Consider the following 15,083-nt stretch of genomic DNA (forward strand, 5'->3'; position numbering starts at 1 on the left):
TCAGTCCCGGACCGGCTGCAGTTGCAGCCGCAGCGCCAGGGTGGAAGAAAGCGGCAGGTCCAGCGGCCCGGGCGGGTCGTCGTCCGCCACGCGCGCCAGCGATTCGAACAGGCCGAGCGCGTGCGCCATCGGGTTGATGTGCGCCAGCGTCTTGGCGGCGTCGGAAATAGGCGCCGGCGCGCCGCCGTCGCCGATTTCCGTCGACCAGTCGAAAGATGCCACGGTGCGCTCGGTGCGTTCGGGCGCAATCACCAGCGCCACGGCCAGCAGGCCCTGGCTGTCGGTGACCGAGGTCAGCGCGCCCACCGTCGGCGTGTCGTAGCCCACCAGCAGCACCGGCGAGTGGTCGGCCGCGCACTGCACCGCCGCTTCGAGCAGGCCGGCGGCGAAGCTGTTCTCGTAGGCCGACACCGAGTTGCTGGCCGCCATGCAGCCGGTGCCGATGGTCCAGTAGCCCACGGCCGCGTTGTGCACCGAGTTGTGAAAGCGCGTGGGCGACAGCACCGTCGGGTCGGTGGCGAGCGTGCTGCACATGTAGTCGTTGATCGAAAGATCGCCGTGCGCCGAGACGAACACGCAGGGCACGTCCGCCGCATTGCGGCCCGCGCCCGCCATCGATGCGGCGGCCACCTCGAGCGCGAGGGCGACGGTGTCCGGCGCGCGGCGGCGCTCGGCGGGCGCCAGCACCTGTGGCGACGGGCGCTTGGCCGGCGGATCGGTCAAGGTGCCTTCGCCGCGGAAGGCAGCGCGGGCGGCCTCCCAGCCTGGCAGCGTGGGCGTCCAGAAGGCGGGGCCTTCGATGTAGAGGGTGGGCGGCTTCGGAGCCTGGTTCGCGGCTGTCATTGAACAGCCTTGCCGAACACCAGCGAGCAATTGTTGCCGCCGAAACCGAAGGAGTTGGTCAGCGCGTAGCGAACCTCGCCGTGCGCGGGCTCCAGCTTGATCTGCGGCCCGAAGCCGGTATCGAGTTCGTTCGTGTTCACGGTGCCGGGCATCAGCCCGCGTTCGATGGCCAGCAGGCTGATCACCGATTCGACGATGCCCGCCGCGCCCAGCGTGTGGCCCATGAAGCCCTTGGTCGAACTGGCATGCGTGGTGGCCGGAAAGCGGCGCGCCACCAGCGCGCCTTCGACTTCGTCGTTCTTCTGGCTCGCCGTGCCGTGCATGTTGATGTAGTCGATGGCGTCGGGTGCCAGGCCCGCGCGCGCCAGCGCCTCGTCAAGCGCGCGTTCGGCCCCCAGGCCTTCCGGGTGCGGCGTCGACATGTGGTGCGCATCGCTGGCTTCGCCGTAGCCGAGCAGGCGCAGCGGCGCGCCTGCGTCGTCCTGCACGCGTTCCACCAGCGCAAATCCGGCTGCCTCGCCCAGGCTGATGCCCTTGCGGCCGGCGTCGAAAGGCCGGCACGGTTCGCTCGACACCAGTTCGAGCGAATTGAAGCCGAACAGCACGCTGCCGCACAGCGTGTCGACCCCGCCCACCACGGCGGCGTCGGCCAGCCCGAGGCGGATCAGCCGCTCGGCCGAGGCAAACACCTTCGCGCTGGACGAGCAGGCGGTGGAAATCGTCTCGCTGGGGCCGGTGAGCCCGAGCACCTGCTGCACGAACATGGCCAGCGAATGCGGCGTGTGCACCGCAGGGCGGCGCTGGTTCTGGGGAAAGAGCCCGTCGGCGTCGAGCTGGGTGTAGGCCAGTTCGGTTTCGCCGATGCTGGACGTCGAGGTGCCCAGGATCAGCGCAATGCGCGAGGGTCCGTACTTGGCCCGCGCGGCCGCCACGGCTTCGGGGAACCCGTCAGCGTGCAGGCCGAGCCAGGCGAGCCGGTTGTTGCGGCAGTCCCAGGGGGCGAGGTCTTCGGGCAGGCGAATGTCTTCGAGCCCGTCGACCCGGCCGATCCAGGTGGGCAGCGGCGCATCGCCGAAATCGTTGGCGCGCAAGCCGCTGCGCGAATGCGCGAGCGCCTCGGCGAGCGGCTCCTTGCCGACACCGACGGCCGAAGTGGCCGTGAAGGCGCTGATCTGAAGGGGAGAAATGCGGGGCGGCACGTTGCTTGTGGGTTTCGGGCGAAGGTAATCGCTTTGAAAGCGATGCGAAAGGTAACCGGAAAGTGAAAGCCTAACAGTTGTGCGGGGCCCCCAGCGTCAGCTGTTTTCCTATAGGGCCCGTGCTCTATTGACGCTCGGCAGGGGCTATGGTCGTGGTGATTCGGGCAGCCAAGGCCACCAGCAGCAGCACCGGCACCCCCAGCAGGGCGGTGGCGGTAAAGAACGGGGCGTAGCCGTAGGCATCGACAAAAACACCCGAGTAGCCGGCAATGAACTTCGGCAGCAGCAGCATCAACGAGCTGAACAGGGCGTATTGCGTGGCGGAGTAGCTGATGTTCGTCAGGCTGGAGAGATAGGCAATGAACGCCGCCGAGGCGATGCCGCCAGCCAGGTTGTCGGCCGACACCACCGCAATCAGCGCCGTAAGGTCGTGTCCGCGCGAGGCCAGCCAGGCAAAGAGCAGGTTGCTCGCGGCGCTGAGCACCGCGCCCAGCATCAGCACGCGCATCACGCCCAGGCGCATCGACAGCACGCCGCCGACAAAGGCGCCGGCCAGCGTCATGACCACGCCGTAGATCTTGCTGACCGTGGCTACTTCGTCCTTGGTAAAGCCCATGTCCACGTAGAACGGATTGGCCATGATGCCCATCACCACGTCGCTGATGCGGTAGATGGCAATCAGCGCGAGGATCAGCGCGGCTTGCCACTTGTAGCGGCGAATGAAGTCGGCAAAGGGCTCGATCAGCACGCCCTGCAGCCACTCGGCCGCGTTCTTGGCCTTGGGCAGCACGCGCCGCGCGGGCTCGGGCGAGAGCAGCACCGTGAGCACGCCGACCGCCATCGAGGCGGCCATGACCAGGTAGGCCGTTTTCCAGGCGCCGTTCTGGTACGCCCCCGCACCCGTGACGCCGGCCACCGGTGCGACTTCGGCCCAGGCCGCGACCCACAGCACGCCGGCGCCGGCCCAGATCATTGCAAGGCGGTAGCCCGTTTGATAGGCGGCCGCGAGCGCGGCCTGCTTGCGGGTTTCGGCCGATTCGATGCGGAAGGCGTCGAGCGCGATGTCTTGCGTGGCCGAGCCGAAGGCCACCAGCAGCGCACACCAGATCAGCGGCTGGAGCCCCTGGCGCGGATCGTTCAGTGCCATGCCGACCAGCCCCGCGATCACCAGCCCCTGCGCCAGCAGCAGCCAGCCGCGCCGGCGGCCGAGCAGCGTGGTCAGGGGCGGCAGCGGCAGCCGGTCGACCAGCGGCGCCCAGACCCATTTGAAGCCGTAGGCCAGGCCCACCCAGCTCAGGTAGCCGATGGTGGTGCGGTCGATGCCGGCCTCGCGCAGCCGGAAGCTCAGCGTGCCCAGCACCAGCAGCAGCGGCAGGCCGGCCGAAAAGCCGAGCGCCAGCATGCGCAGGGTGGCAGGCTCGAGATAGACCTTCAGCGCGTCGCGCCAGGGCAGGGAAGAGGCGGAGGAGGTTTCGGCGGGCTGGGCAGACATGAACCCCGGATTGTCCATGAGGGCGCGGCATGCGCCGAGCCGTCTTTTTGTCGGCAATTGTTCCTATGATCCGCGCATGTGCACACGATGCGAGCTCCTTCTTCCTTCCACGGCTTCTTCAGTCTCCCGTTCCTCGGCCTGGCAGCCGCGGCGGGCCTTCCTGCTGGCCGCGGCGGGTGCGGCGTTTGGCGGGCCGGCGTTGGCGCAGGTCAACGTGGGCAACGCCTCCGTGGCGCGCAACCTGGTGCCGGCGGACCGGATCGAGGCCGCCGGCGTCCAGCAATATGGGCAGCTGCTCGCGCAGGCGCGCACCAAGGGGGCGCTCGCGGGCGACGGCAACGGCCAGCTGCAAAGGCTGCGCACCATTGCCAACCGCCTGATTCCGTTCGCCACGCCCTGGAACACACGGGCGCGCGATTGGAAATGGGAGGTCAACCTCATCGGCAGCAAGCAGATCAACGCCTTCTGCATGCCCGGCGGCAAGATCGCCTTCTTCACCGGCATCCTCGAGCAGCTCAAGCTCAATGACGACGAGGTGGCAATGGTGATGGGCCACGAAATGGCCCATGCGCTGCGCGAGCATGCGCGTGCCCGCCTGGCCAAGAGCGCCGGCACCGGCGCTGCGCTTTCCATCGGTGCGCAGCTGCTGGGCCTGGGCCAGATGGGCGACCTGGCGGCCCGCGCCGGCACGCAGTTGATCACCCTCAAGTTCAGCCGCAGCGATGAGACCGAGGCCGACCTCGTCGGCCTGGAGCTGGCGGCGCGCGCCGGCTACGACCCGCAGGCCTCGGTGTCGCTCTGGAAGAAGATGGCCACGGCGTCGAAAAACCAGGGTGGGCTGAGTTTTCTTTCCACCCACCCGAGCGGGCCGGACCGGATCCAGAAGCTCGAAGCCAACCTGCCGAAGGTGGAAAAGCTTTACAGGGAAGCCAAGCGCAGCTGAGGTATCGCCCTGTCCCTGGCAAAGGGCGGGGCTGGCGTGTATTACTCCCTCTCCCTCTGGGAGAGGGCGGGGGTGAGGGCAGCTGCCTTCATATAAGAGCCGCGCTTCATCGGCCGCACAGAGCCCTCACCCCAACCCTCTCCCAGAGGGAGAGGGAGCAAAACCCCCAATAAAACACTTCTCTGAATGGCCACCTCCGATCGCCTGGCACGCCGCTTGCATCTCATCTTGTACACAAGTTTGGATGCTTTGAAATGGTGCATGAAGAAAACGGATCGGCCGCAGCGGCGTGGATCGCGCGCTTCCCTCGGCCCGTACCCGGCGCGGCTTCCGGTAACAGCCCGCTCGCCGGCCTGCGCTTCGCAGTCAAGGACAACATCGACGTGGCCGGCGTGCCCACGACCGCCGCCTGTCCGGCCTTCGACCGCAAACCCACGGCACACGCGGCCGTGGTGCAGAAACTGCTCGATGCCGGTGCATCGCTTCTCGGCAAGACCAATCTCGACCAGTTCGCCTGCGGCCTGAACGGCACGCGCTCTCCCTATGGCGAGGTGCCCAATGCCTTCGATCCGCGCTACGTCTCAGGCGGCTCCAGCTCGGGCTCGGCCTATGTGGTGGCCGCGGGCGAGGTCGATTTCGCGCTCGGCACCGACACCGCCGGCTCAGGCCGCGTGCCTGCCGGGCTCAACAACATCGTCGGCATCAAGCCTTCGCGCGGTTTGCTGAGCGCCTTCGGCGTGGTGCCCGCTGCGCAGAGCGCGGACTGCGTGTCGATCTTCGCGCGCACGGTCGGCCTGGCTGTCGACGTGCTTCTTGCGGCCGCGGGCCCGGATGCGCGCGATCCCTATTCGCGCGAACTTGCCTTGCGGAGCGACCCCTTTCCGTCGGCATTCCGCTTCGGCGTGCCCGATACGCTGAGCTTCTTCGGTGACGTGGAAGCCGAAGCGGCCTTCCGCGACGCACAGGCGCGGCTCGTGGCGCTAGGCGGCACACGCGTGACGATTCCCTTCGCCCCGCTGGCCGAGGCCGCCGCGCTGCTCTATGAAAGCGCACTGGTGGCCGAGCGCTATGCCGCGGTGCGCGGGTTCTTCGATGCGCACGGCTCCCAGGTCATCGAACCGGTGCGCGGCATTCTCGAGAGCGGCCGCGGCTACAGTGCCGCCGACGTGTTCGAGGCGCAGACAAGACTGCGCGCGCTCGCACAACAGGTCGAGCCGATGTGGCGTGGCATCGACGTGCTGCTGGTGCCGACCGCGCCCACGCACTACACGCGCGACCAGATGCGCGCCGACCCGGTCGTGCTGAACCGCAACCTTGGCGCGTACACCAACTTCGTCAACCTGCTGGACTACGCCGCCATCTCGGTGCCGAGTTCGTTGCGCGCCGATGGCCTGCCATTCGGCATCACGCTGATCGCGCCGTGCGGCAGCGACCTTGCGCTGGCCGATCTGGGTCAGCGCTATCACCACGCCACAGGGCTGCCGCAGGGCGCGACCGGCTTGCCGCTGCCCGAGCCGCGCGCCATTTCGGGCCTGGGCGTTTCGCAAGCGCAGACCATGCCCATCGCCGTCGTCGGCGCCCACCTTTCGGGCATGCCGCTCAACGGCCAGCTCACCGAGCGCGGCGCCACGCTGCTGCGTGCCACGAGCACCGCCCCCCGCTACAGGCTTCATGCACTGCCCGGCACCGTGCCACCCAAGCCGGGGCTGCAGCGCAGCGCAGGCGGCGGCAGCGCCATCGCGCTCGAAGTGTGGTCGGTTCCGGTTGCGCAGGTCGGCAGCTTCCTGGCACTGATCCCGCCTCCGCTGGGGCTCGGCAGCGTGGAGCTTGCCGACGGCAGCTGGGTGCACGGCTTCATCTGCGAAGGCCATGCGCTGGCCGACGCCGAAGACGTGAGCCACCACGGCGGCTGGCGGGCCTACATCGCGAGCCGCACCGTTTCTTCTTCCCAAGCCATTTCAACCTGACCGATCGAGGAGTCTTCATGAGCATCCCTGAAAAATTGACCGCCGCCGCGTCGCGCCGCCACGTGCTGCAGGCCGGGGCAGCGGGCTTGGCCGTGCTGGCAGCGCCGGCCATCGTGCGCGCGCAAGCGGCCCCGAAGATCCGCATCGGCTTCTGGCCGGTGGCTGCGGGCCTGCCCTTCTTTGCAGCGGTGGACCGCGGCTATTTCAAGGAAGCGGGCCTCGACGTGGAGCCGCTCAAGTTCGCGGGCGCGCAGCAGGTCATGGAAGGCATGCTGGCGGGCCGCTGCGACGGCAGCTCCAACGGCACGGGCTCGGCCAACCTCGCCATCGGTGAGATCGCGCAGCCGGGGCTCTTCAAGATCTTCTGCACCAACCCGAGCAACGCCAAGTTCGTGCTCGACGAATTCATCGTCGCCAAGGACAGCCCGATCAAGACCATGGCCGAGCTGGCCGGCAAGAAGATCGCGTCCGGTCCCGGCATCCAGAACGTGACCCTGTGCAAGACGATGCTCGAACGCGCGGGTGCCAAGGGCGCCACGGTGAGCGAGCTTCCCATCGGCCAGCACGTGGCCGCGCTCGTCGCGGGCCAGGTCGACGCCTGCTACACGCTGGAGCCCACCGGCACCGTGGGCCGCATGAACGGCACCACGCGCGTCATCGAGGCCGGCGTGGTCGCCAAGTACATCCTGGGCGATCCGATGGCGCCGTGGCACGGCGGCGCGGCCAGCCTCACGAGCGAGTTCATCAAGAAGAACCCCGAAGTGGCCAAGAAGTACATCGCGGCCTATGCGCGCGGCGTCGAGCTGGTGCGCACCAAGCCCGACGACGCCCGCCAGCACATGAAGGGCTACACCGCCATCGAGGGCAAGCTCACGGCCGAAGTGCCGCTCGCGTCCTACATGCTCTACAACGAGTTCAAGCCCAGCGACGTGGCGTACTTCCAGAAGTTCTACGACCTGTTCACCGAGAAAGGCATCTTCGAGAAGAAGGTGCTGGTGGACGGCTTGCTCTACAAGGCATGACCATGGCCGACGCAAGCACGACCACGGCTGCGCCGTGGACGCCGCCGGCCGCCGGTGCAACGGCGGCGGCAATGCCCAAGCCCCCGCTGCGCGACCGGCTGCTGCCCTTCATCGGACCCGTGGTGCTGTTCATCGTGTGGGACCTGGCGGTGCGGCTCGGTTTCATCAAGCCGATCCTGCTGCCCACGCCCGCGGACACTGTTGCGGCGCTGATCACCGGGCTCGCGGGCGGGCCGCTGCTCACCGACTTTGCGATGACCGTGTGGCGCACGCTGCAGGCCTTCCTGATCGCGGCGGTGGTCGGCGTGCCGCTGGGCGTGCTGCTCGGCAGCAACGAGAAGGCCTACCGCAGCGTTGAATTTCTGATCGACTTCTTCCGCTCCACGCCTTCGTCCGCGCTCATTCCGCTGTTCCTGCTGATCTTCGGCGTGTCCGACGTCAACAAGGTGGCCATTGCGGCCTTCGGCGCGCTGCTGATCGTGGTGTTCAACAGCGCCTATGGCGTCATCAATGCGCGCAAGCAGCGCGTGATGGCGGCGCGCGTCATGGGCGCCTCGCGCTGGCAGATCTTCAAGGACGTGCTGGTGTGGGAAAGCCTGCAGCCCAGCTTCGTCGGCCTGCGCTCGGCGGTGTCGATGGCCCTGGTGATCGTCATCGTGGCCGAGATGTTCATCGGCTCCGACACCGGCCTTGGCCACCGCATCATCGATGCGCAGCAGGTGCTCAACGTGAAGAGCATGTACGCGGCCATTCTTGCCGCCGGTGCGCTCGGCTATGCGCTCAACATTCTTTTTCTTGTGGCCGAGCGCCGCATCGTGCACTGGAGCGGCCGATGAAAGCCACGCAAGACATCGTCGTGAACGGCCCGGTGTATGCCGACGTGCCCAAGCCCGTGTTCAAGCCCGGCCCGGCCGGCACGCACATCACCATTCGCGGCCTGACCAAGTACTTTGCGGGCTGGCCGCTGTACGAGAACTTCGACCTCGACATTCCCAAGCACAAGATCGTCTCGGTGTTCGGGCCCAACGGCTGCGGCAAGTCCACGCTCATCAACATGATCGCGGGGCTCATCCCCATCGACGCGGGCGAAATCCTGTTCGACGGCAAGCAGCGCAAGGACACCAAGATCGGCTACGTGTTCCAGAACTACCGCGAGGCGATGTTCCCGTGGATGCGCACCATCGACAACATCGCCTACCCGCTGAAGCTCGAGGGGCGCAGCAAGGCCGAGGTCGACCGGCGCATGGAAGAGCTGGTGGCATCGTTCGACGTCAAGTTCGACCTGAAGCGCTTTCCGTACGAACTCTCCGGCGGCCAGCAGCAGACCGCATCGATCATGCGGGCGCTCGCGCCCAATCCCGAGGTGCTGTTTCTCGACGAGCCGTTTTCCGCGCTCGACTTCGAGATGACGCTCTTCATCCGCGAGAAGCTGCAAGAGGTGTTCATGCAGACCGGCACCACCATGCTGCTGGTGTCGCACGACCTCGAAGAAGCCGTGTACCTGGCCGACGAGGTGCTGCTTTTGACCAAGCGGCCCACCAAGGTGGCCGAGATCCTGCGCTACGGCGATGCACGGCCGCGCACGGTCGAGACGCTGAGCACCGAGAGCTTTGTCGCAATGAAGAAGCTCAGTCTCGACATCTTTCAACGCGAGGTTCGCCGATGACCCTGGAAATCAACATCCCCGAAGTGCTGGCCGAAGTGACCGAAGTGTTCGCGCGGTATGAAGAAGCACTACTCACCAACCGCCGTGATGTGCTCGACGAGCTGTTCTGGAACAGCCCGCACACGCTGCGCTACGGCTACGCCGAGAACCACTACGGCCATGCGGCCATCAGCGCCTTTCGCGCATCGCTGCCGGTGCAGAGCCCGCCGCGCGAGCTGCTGCGCACCGTCATCACCACCTACGGCCGCGACCTTGCGACCGCCAATGCCGAGTTCCGCCGCGAAGGCAGCGGCCAGACCGGCCGCCAGAGCCAGACCTGGCTGCGCACCGCCGATGGCTGGCGCGTCGCCGCCGCGCACGTGAGCCTCATCGGCTGAACACGCAGGCACATTTTTTGCACCCCACCTTGTATCCAAGATCGGAGAACGCCATGACCAGCCCCTTGAATCGCCGCGAGTCCCTCAAATCCCTGGCCGCGCTCGGCGCCGCCGGCACCCTTGGAGGCTGGAGCGCCCTTGCCGGCGCACAGGCCAAGCCGCTGACCGTCGGCGTGATCTACGTCGGCGCGCGCGACGACTACGGCTACAACCAGGCGCACGCCATGGCCGCGGCCGAGGTCAAGAAGCTGCCCGGCGTGAAGGTGGTCGAAGAAGAGAACGTGCCCGAGACCGCCGCCGTGCAGAAGACCATGGCCGGCATGATCTCGCAAGACGGCGCCAAGCTGCTGTTTCCCACGTCGTTCGGTTACTTCGATCCGCACATCCTCGCAGTGGCGCCCAAGAACCCCGACGTGCGCTTCTCGCACTGCGGCGGTCTCTGGACCGAGGGCAAGCACCCGAAGAACGCGGGCAGCTTCTTCGGCTACATCGACGAGTGCCAGTTCCTGAACGGCGTGATCGCCGCGCACATGACCAAGAGCAACAAGATCGCCTTCGTCGCCGCCAAGCCCATTCCGCAGGTGCTGCGCAACATTAACGCCTTTACGCTCGGCGCGCGCTCGGTCAAGCCGAACATCACCTGCAGCGTGATCTTCACCGGTGACTGGTCGATGGCCGTGAAAGAAGCCGAGGCCACCAACAGCCTGGCCGACCAAGGCTGCGACGTGTTCACCATGCACGTCGACGGCCCCAAGGTGGTGGTCGAGACGGCCGCCAAGCGCGGCAAGATGGTTTGCGGCTACCACGCGAGCCAGGCCAAGCTCGCGCCCAATGCGTACCTCACCGGTGCCGAGTGGAACTGGCTCACGGCCTACAAGGCGGCCATCGAGGCCGCGCAAGCCGGCAAGCCGCATCCCAACTTTTTGCGCGGCGGCCTGAAGGAAGGCTACGTGAAGATGTCCGCCTACGGCCCCATGGTGCCCGACGCCGCGAAGAAGCAGGCCGACGACATCAAGGCGAAGATGATTGCCGGCACCTTCGACATCTTCAAGGACGGCATCAAGGACAACAAGGGCGCCGTCGTGGTGCCGGCGGGCAAGGTGCTGAAGCAGACCGACCTGGAGCTCGAGAAGATGAACTACTTGGTCGAAGGCGTGATCGGCTCGGCCTGATACCGGCTTCATCCTCACCATGCGCCACGCGCTCAAGGAATTCGCCCTGCCGATGTTCGCCATCGCGGCGGCGCTGCTGTTGTTCGGCGTGCTGGTGGCCTTTGCCGGGGTCGATCCGGTGGAGGTCTGGGCGACGCTGTTCAAGGGCGCGTTCGGCGACTGGTTCTCGTGGCAGAACACCTTGCAGCGCGCCGCGCCGCTGATGCTCACGGCCCTGTGCGTGGCACTGCCTGCTCGCGCGGGGCTGATCGTCATCGGCGGCGAAGGCGCGCTGGTGCTGGGCGGCCTGGCCTCTGCGGCGCTCGCGCATGCGCTGCCTCTGCCGGGCAACATCGCGGGCACGGCGGCAGTGTGCATTGCGGGCGCGCTTGCCGGTGCGCTGTGGATCGCCCTTGCAGGCTGGCTGCGCCAGTACCGCGGCATCAATGAAACCATCAGCAGCCTGCTGCTGGCCTACATCGCGATCGGCATCTTCAAGCATCTGGTCGAAGGGCCGCTGCGCGATCCGGCGAGCCTCAACAAGCCGTCGACCTATGCGCTGGACGCCGGCTTGCTGATCGGCGGCATCGGCGGCTCCGACGTGCACTGGGGCCTTGCCATCGGCGTGGTGGCTTGCCTGGGCCTCGGGTGGTGGCTGCGTGCCACGGCATCGGGCTTTTCGGTGCGCGTGGTGGGTGGCAATCCGCGCACCGCGCAGCTCGTCGGACTGCCGGCCACGCGGCTCATCCTGGGCGCCTGCGCGCTCGGCGGTGCCTGTGCGGGGCTCGCGGGCGCGGTCGAGGTGGCGGCGGTGCACACCACCGCCAATGCCTCACTGATCGCGGGCTACGGTTATGCGGGCATCCTCGTGTCCTTCATCGCACGCCACAACCCGGTGGCCATCGTGCCGGTTGCCATTCTCTTCGGCGGCTTTGGCGCGGCGGGCAGCCTGCTGCAGCGCCGTCTCGGACTGCCCGACGCCTCGGTGCTGGTGCTGCAGGGCATCGCCTTCGTGCTCATTCTCGCGAGCGAGGGGCTGCGCATGGTCGACTGGAAGGCGTTGATGAGCCGCAGGGCCGCGCCCAAGGCGACCACCGCAGTGCGCGGCGCGGAGGCCGCCCCATGACCGCGGACCAGTGGATCGCCCTCGTGGCCGGCATCGTCGGCGGCGCCTTGCGCGTCGGCGCGCCATTCCTGTTCGTGAGCCTGGGCGAATGCCTCACAGAGAAATCGGGCCGCATCAACCTCGGGCTCGAAGGCGTGCTGGTGCTCTCGGCCATGGCGGCTTTCGGCGGCGCGTATCTCACCGATTCGGCATGGCTCGGCGTGCTCATCGGCGCGGTGGCAGGCGCATTGCTTGCGCTGCTGCACGGCCTGCTGTGTTCGCTCGACCGCGTCAATGACGTGGCGACCGGCATCGCACTCATGCTGCTCGGTACCGGCCTGGCGTTCTACCTGGGCAAGCCGCTCATCCAGCCGCAGGCGCCGCAGATTCCCGCGATACCTCTCGGCTTCTGGAGCGACAACCCGGTGGTGAGCTCCGCCTTGCAGCTGAACGCGCTGGTGCCCTTGGGCGTGGTGCTGGCCGTGCTGCTCTGGTGGGGCTTTGCGCGCACACGCGCTGGCCTCCTGGTGCGCATGGCTGGCGATTCGGCGCAGGCCACGCGCGCGCTCGGCTATTCGGTGTCGGGCCTGCGCATTGCGGCGACGACGGCGGGTGGCTTCATCGCCGGGCTCGGCGGCGCATCGCTCACGCTGTTCTATCCGGGCAGCTGGAACGAAGGCATCTCGAGCGGCCAGGGCCTCATTGCCGTCGCGCTCGTGATCTTCGCGCGCTGGAGCCCGCTGCGCTGCGTGGGTGCGGCGTTTCTCTTCGGCGGCGCGGGTGCCATCGGGCCCGCGCTGCAGTCCATCGGCGTCGGCTGGGGCTACCACCTGTTCAACACTGTGCCCTACGTGCTCACGCTGGTGATCCTGGTGCTGACCTGCAAGCCGGGCACGGCAGCAGCCGGCAGCCCCGGCGAACTTTCATCGACAAGGAACTGAACGCCATGACAACGACACCTGGCCGCCACGTAGAGGCCGAGCCCTATGCCTGGCCCTACAACGGCGCGCTGCGGCCCGACAACACCGCGCTGATCGTGATCGACATGCAGACCGACTTCTGCGGCAAGGGCGGCTACGTCGACGTGATGGGTTACGACCTCTCGCTGGTGCAGGCACCGATCCAGCCGATCGCGCGCGCGCTCGCGGCGCTGCGGCCGCTCGGCTATCACATCATCCACACGCGCGAAGGCCACCGGCCCGATCTGGCGGACCTGCCCGCCAACAAGCGCTGGCGATCGCGGCAGATCGGCGCCAACGGCGTGGGCATTGGCGACGACGGGCCGTGCGGGCGCATCCTGGTGCGCGGCGAGCCGGGCTGGGAGATCATTCCCGAACTCGCGCCGCTCGCCGGCGAGGTGGTGATCGACAAGCCCGGCAAGGGCTCGTTCTACGCCACCGACCTGGAGCTGATCCTGCGCACACGCGGCATCGAGAACCTTATCCTCGCGGGCATCACCACCGACGTGTGCGTGCACACCACCATGCGCGACGCCAACGACCGCGGCTTCGAATGCCTGCTGCTGTCCGATTGCACCGCCGCCACCGACCACGGCAACCACCTTGCGGCGCTGAAGATGATCACGATGCAGGGCGGCGTGTTCGGTGCGCACGCCACGTCGCAGGCGCTGCTGGCCGCGCTGGACTGACGAACGCATGGCCGACACGTCCCATGCCATCGGCGCACTGCCTGCGGGCAGCGGCGCCCTCGCGCTCGACACCTACGAACTGACCAAGCGCTTCGGCGCCTTCACCGCGATGGAGCGCGTGACGATGCGCGTCGAGCCTGGCACGGTGCATGCGCTGCTCGGCGAGAACGGCGCGGGCAAGAGCACGCTGGTGAAATGCGTCGCGGGCTTCCAGCGCGCGGAAGAAGGCAGCATCCTGATCGACGGCCGCGAGCAGGACATTGCCAACCCCATCGTGGCGCGCGCGCTCGGCATCGGCATGGTGTACCAGCATTTCACACTGGCGCCGGGCATGACCGTGGCCGAGAACCTGCTGCTCGCGGGCGGCAAGACGCCGGCACTGATCGACTGGAAGGCGAAGCGGGCCGAACTCAAGGCCTTTCTGGCGACCACGCCCTTCAGCCTCGACCTCGATGTGCGGCCATCGGAGCTCGCGGCGGGCGAGAAGCAGAAGCTCGAACTGCTGAAGCAGCTCTACCTGAAGCCGCGCCTGCTGATCCTCGACGAACCGACCTCGGTGCTCACGCCACAGGAGGCCGACGAGGTGCTCGGCCACGTGCGCGAATTCGCGAGAAGCGGCTTGTGCACCGTGCTCATCATCACGCACAAGTTCCGCGAAGTGATGGCCTATGCCGACAGCGTGACGGTGCTGCGCCGCGGCAAGGCGGTGCACCACTGCCGCGTGGCGGACACGAGCCCTGCGCAATTGGCGCAGGCCATGATGGGCGGCCAGGCTGCGATGTCGTCCGCGCCGGCTGCATTGCCTGCTGCCAGAAAGACCGTGCCCGAGGCGGCGCCCGTTGCGTTGAGGGTCGAAGGCCTCAAGGCGCAGGGTGACCGCGGCACGCTGGCACTGCACGATCTGAGCCTTTCCGTGCGCGCGGGCGAAATCCTCGGCGTGGCGGGCGTCTCGGGCAACGGGCAGCGCGAGCTGGTCGAGGCCCTGGTCGGGCAGCGCCCGCGGCTGGCCGGCCGCGTGACGGTCATGGGCCAGCCCTACAGCGCACGCCGGAGCGAGAACCGCAGTCTCAAGGTGCGCAGCCTGCCCGAGGAGCCGCTGCGCAACGCTTGCGTGGGCGACCTCAGCGTGGCGGAGAACATGGCACTGCGCGATTTCGACCGGCCGCCTTTGTCGCGCGGCGGCGTGTTGAACTTTCCCTTCTGGCGCAATCGGGCGCGCGATTGGATTGCCGAATACGGCGTCAAAACGCAAGGCGAGGGTGCGCCGATTCGCAGCCTCTCCGGCGGCAACGTGCAGCGCGCGGTGCTGGCGCGCGAACTCGCGGGCGACATCAATGTGCTGATCGCGGCCAATCCCGTGTTCGGCCTCGACTTCGCTGCGGTTGCCGAGATCCACGAACGCATCGTGCAGGTGCGCGAGAAGGGCGGGGCGGTGCTGCTCATCAGCGAAGACCTCGACGAACTGCTGGAGCTGGCCGACCGCATCGTCGTGATGAGCGAGGGTCAGATCGTGTTCGAGACTTCAGCGGCGGGCGCCGAACGGCATGTGATCGGGGCACACATGGGTGGCGGGCACCATGAACCTTTGAAGGCTGTGGCATGAGTGCCCTGCTTTCCGTGGGGAGGCCGCCCGGTGTGCGGTGCGGCACGGTCGACCCCACTATGCCGGC

General features: G+C 67.7%; 14 protein-coding genes. 11 read left to right on the top strand and 3 right to left on the bottom strand.

Annotated features, from left to right (window positions below):
• From V9K97_RS20365 to V9K97_RS20375, 3 genes are all read right to left on the bottom strand, one after another.
• Positions 1-843, bottom strand: a complete 843-nt coding sequence (locus V9K97_RS20365) for a beta-ketoacyl synthase chain length factor (RefSeq protein WP_337320244.1) — start codon at positions 841-843, stop codon at positions 1-3.
• Complete coding sequence (locus V9K97_RS20370; RefSeq protein WP_337296610.1) at positions 840-2,042, bottom strand: beta-ketoacyl-[acyl-carrier-protein] synthase family protein; 1,203 nt, start codon at positions 2,040-2,042, stop codon at positions 840-842. Before V9K97_RS20370 ends, V9K97_RS20365 begins: the two co-directional genes overlap by 4 nt.
• Before the next feature lie 124 nt (positions 2,043-2,166).
• Positions 2,167-3,552 carry an AmpG family muropeptide MFS transporter gene (locus V9K97_RS20375; protein WP_443303809.1) on the bottom strand — a complete coding sequence of 462 codons (1,386 nt, stop codon included), beginning with the start codon at positions 3,550-3,552 and terminating at the stop codon, positions 2,167-2,169.
• Between the two features lie 58 nt (positions 3,553-3,610).
• On the opposite strand from V9K97_RS20375, the gene V9K97_RS20380 reads away from it, so the two are divergent.
• The 11 genes from V9K97_RS20380 to V9K97_RS20430 all read left to right on the top strand — a co-directional run bounded on the left by V9K97_RS20380 (position 3,611) and on the right by V9K97_RS20430 (position 15,016).
• Positions 3,611-4,477: a M48 family metallopeptidase gene (locus tag V9K97_RS20380; RefSeq protein WP_337320246.1), complete on the top strand. Its 867-nt coding sequence runs from the start codon at positions 3,611-3,613 to the stop codon at positions 4,475-4,477.
• Between the two features lie 254 nt (positions 4,478-4,731).
• A complete protein-coding gene (gene atzF / locus V9K97_RS20385; protein WP_337320247.1) occupies positions 4,732-6,444 on the top strand; it encodes an allophanate hydrolase in 1,713 nt (570 codons plus the stop codon).
• Between the two features lie 17 nt (positions 6,445-6,461).
• Positions 6,462-7,466: an ABC transporter substrate-binding protein gene (locus V9K97_RS20390; protein WP_337320248.1), complete on the top strand. Its 1,005-nt coding sequence runs from the start codon at positions 6,462-6,464 to the stop codon at positions 7,464-7,466.
• Between the two features lie 2 nt (positions 7,467-7,468).
• Positions 7,469-8,302: an ABC transporter permease gene (locus V9K97_RS20395; protein ID WP_337296605.1), complete on the top strand. Its 834-nt coding sequence runs from the start codon at positions 7,469-7,471 to the stop codon at positions 8,300-8,302.
• Positions 8,299-9,132: an ABC transporter ATP-binding protein gene (locus V9K97_RS20400; protein ID WP_126747852.1), complete on the top strand. Its 834-nt coding sequence runs from the start codon at positions 8,299-8,301 to the stop codon at positions 9,130-9,132. Before V9K97_RS20395 ends, V9K97_RS20400 begins: the two co-directional genes overlap by 4 nt.
• Positions 9,129-9,509, top strand: a complete 381-nt coding sequence (gene hpxZ, locus V9K97_RS20405; RefSeq protein WP_258503470.1) for an oxalurate catabolism protein HpxZ — start codon at positions 9,129-9,131, stop codon at positions 9,507-9,509. Before V9K97_RS20400 ends, hpxZ begins: the two co-directional genes overlap by 4 nt.
• A 53-nt stretch (positions 9,510-9,562) precedes the next feature.
• Positions 9,563-10,681 (top strand): BMP family ABC transporter substrate-binding protein, encoded by a 1,119-nt coding sequence (locus V9K97_RS20410; RefSeq protein ID WP_337320250.1) that lies wholly within the window; start codon positions 9,563-9,565, stop codon positions 10,679-10,681.
• A gap of 19 nt (positions 10,682-10,700) precedes the next feature.
• Entirely contained in the window at positions 10,701-11,786 is a 1,086-nt protein-coding gene (locus V9K97_RS20415; protein WP_337320251.1) for an ABC transporter permease, read from the top strand.
• Positions 11,783-12,706 (top strand): ABC transporter permease, encoded by a 924-nt coding sequence (locus tag V9K97_RS20420; protein ID WP_337320253.1) that lies wholly within the window; start codon positions 11,783-11,785, stop codon positions 12,704-12,706. Before V9K97_RS20415 ends, V9K97_RS20420 begins: the two co-directional genes overlap by 4 nt.
• 5 nt (positions 12,707-12,711) lie before the next feature.
• Positions 12,712-13,413, top strand: a complete 702-nt coding sequence (biuH, locus tag V9K97_RS20425; protein WP_337320255.1) for a biuret amidohydrolase — start codon at positions 12,712-12,714, stop codon at positions 13,411-13,413.
• Positions 13,414-13,420: 7 nt separating this feature from the next.
• Entirely contained in the window at positions 13,421-15,016 is a 1,596-nt protein-coding gene (locus tag V9K97_RS20430) for an ABC transporter ATP-binding protein (RefSeq protein ID WP_337320256.1), read from the top strand.
• Positions 15,017-15,083: the final 67 nt, after the last annotated feature.

Origin of the sequence: Variovorax sp. CCNWLW186, from assembly GCF_037203865.1 — a bacterium.
Classification (GTDB): Bacteria; Pseudomonadota; Gammaproteobacteria; order Burkholderiales; family Burkholderiaceae_C; genus Variovorax.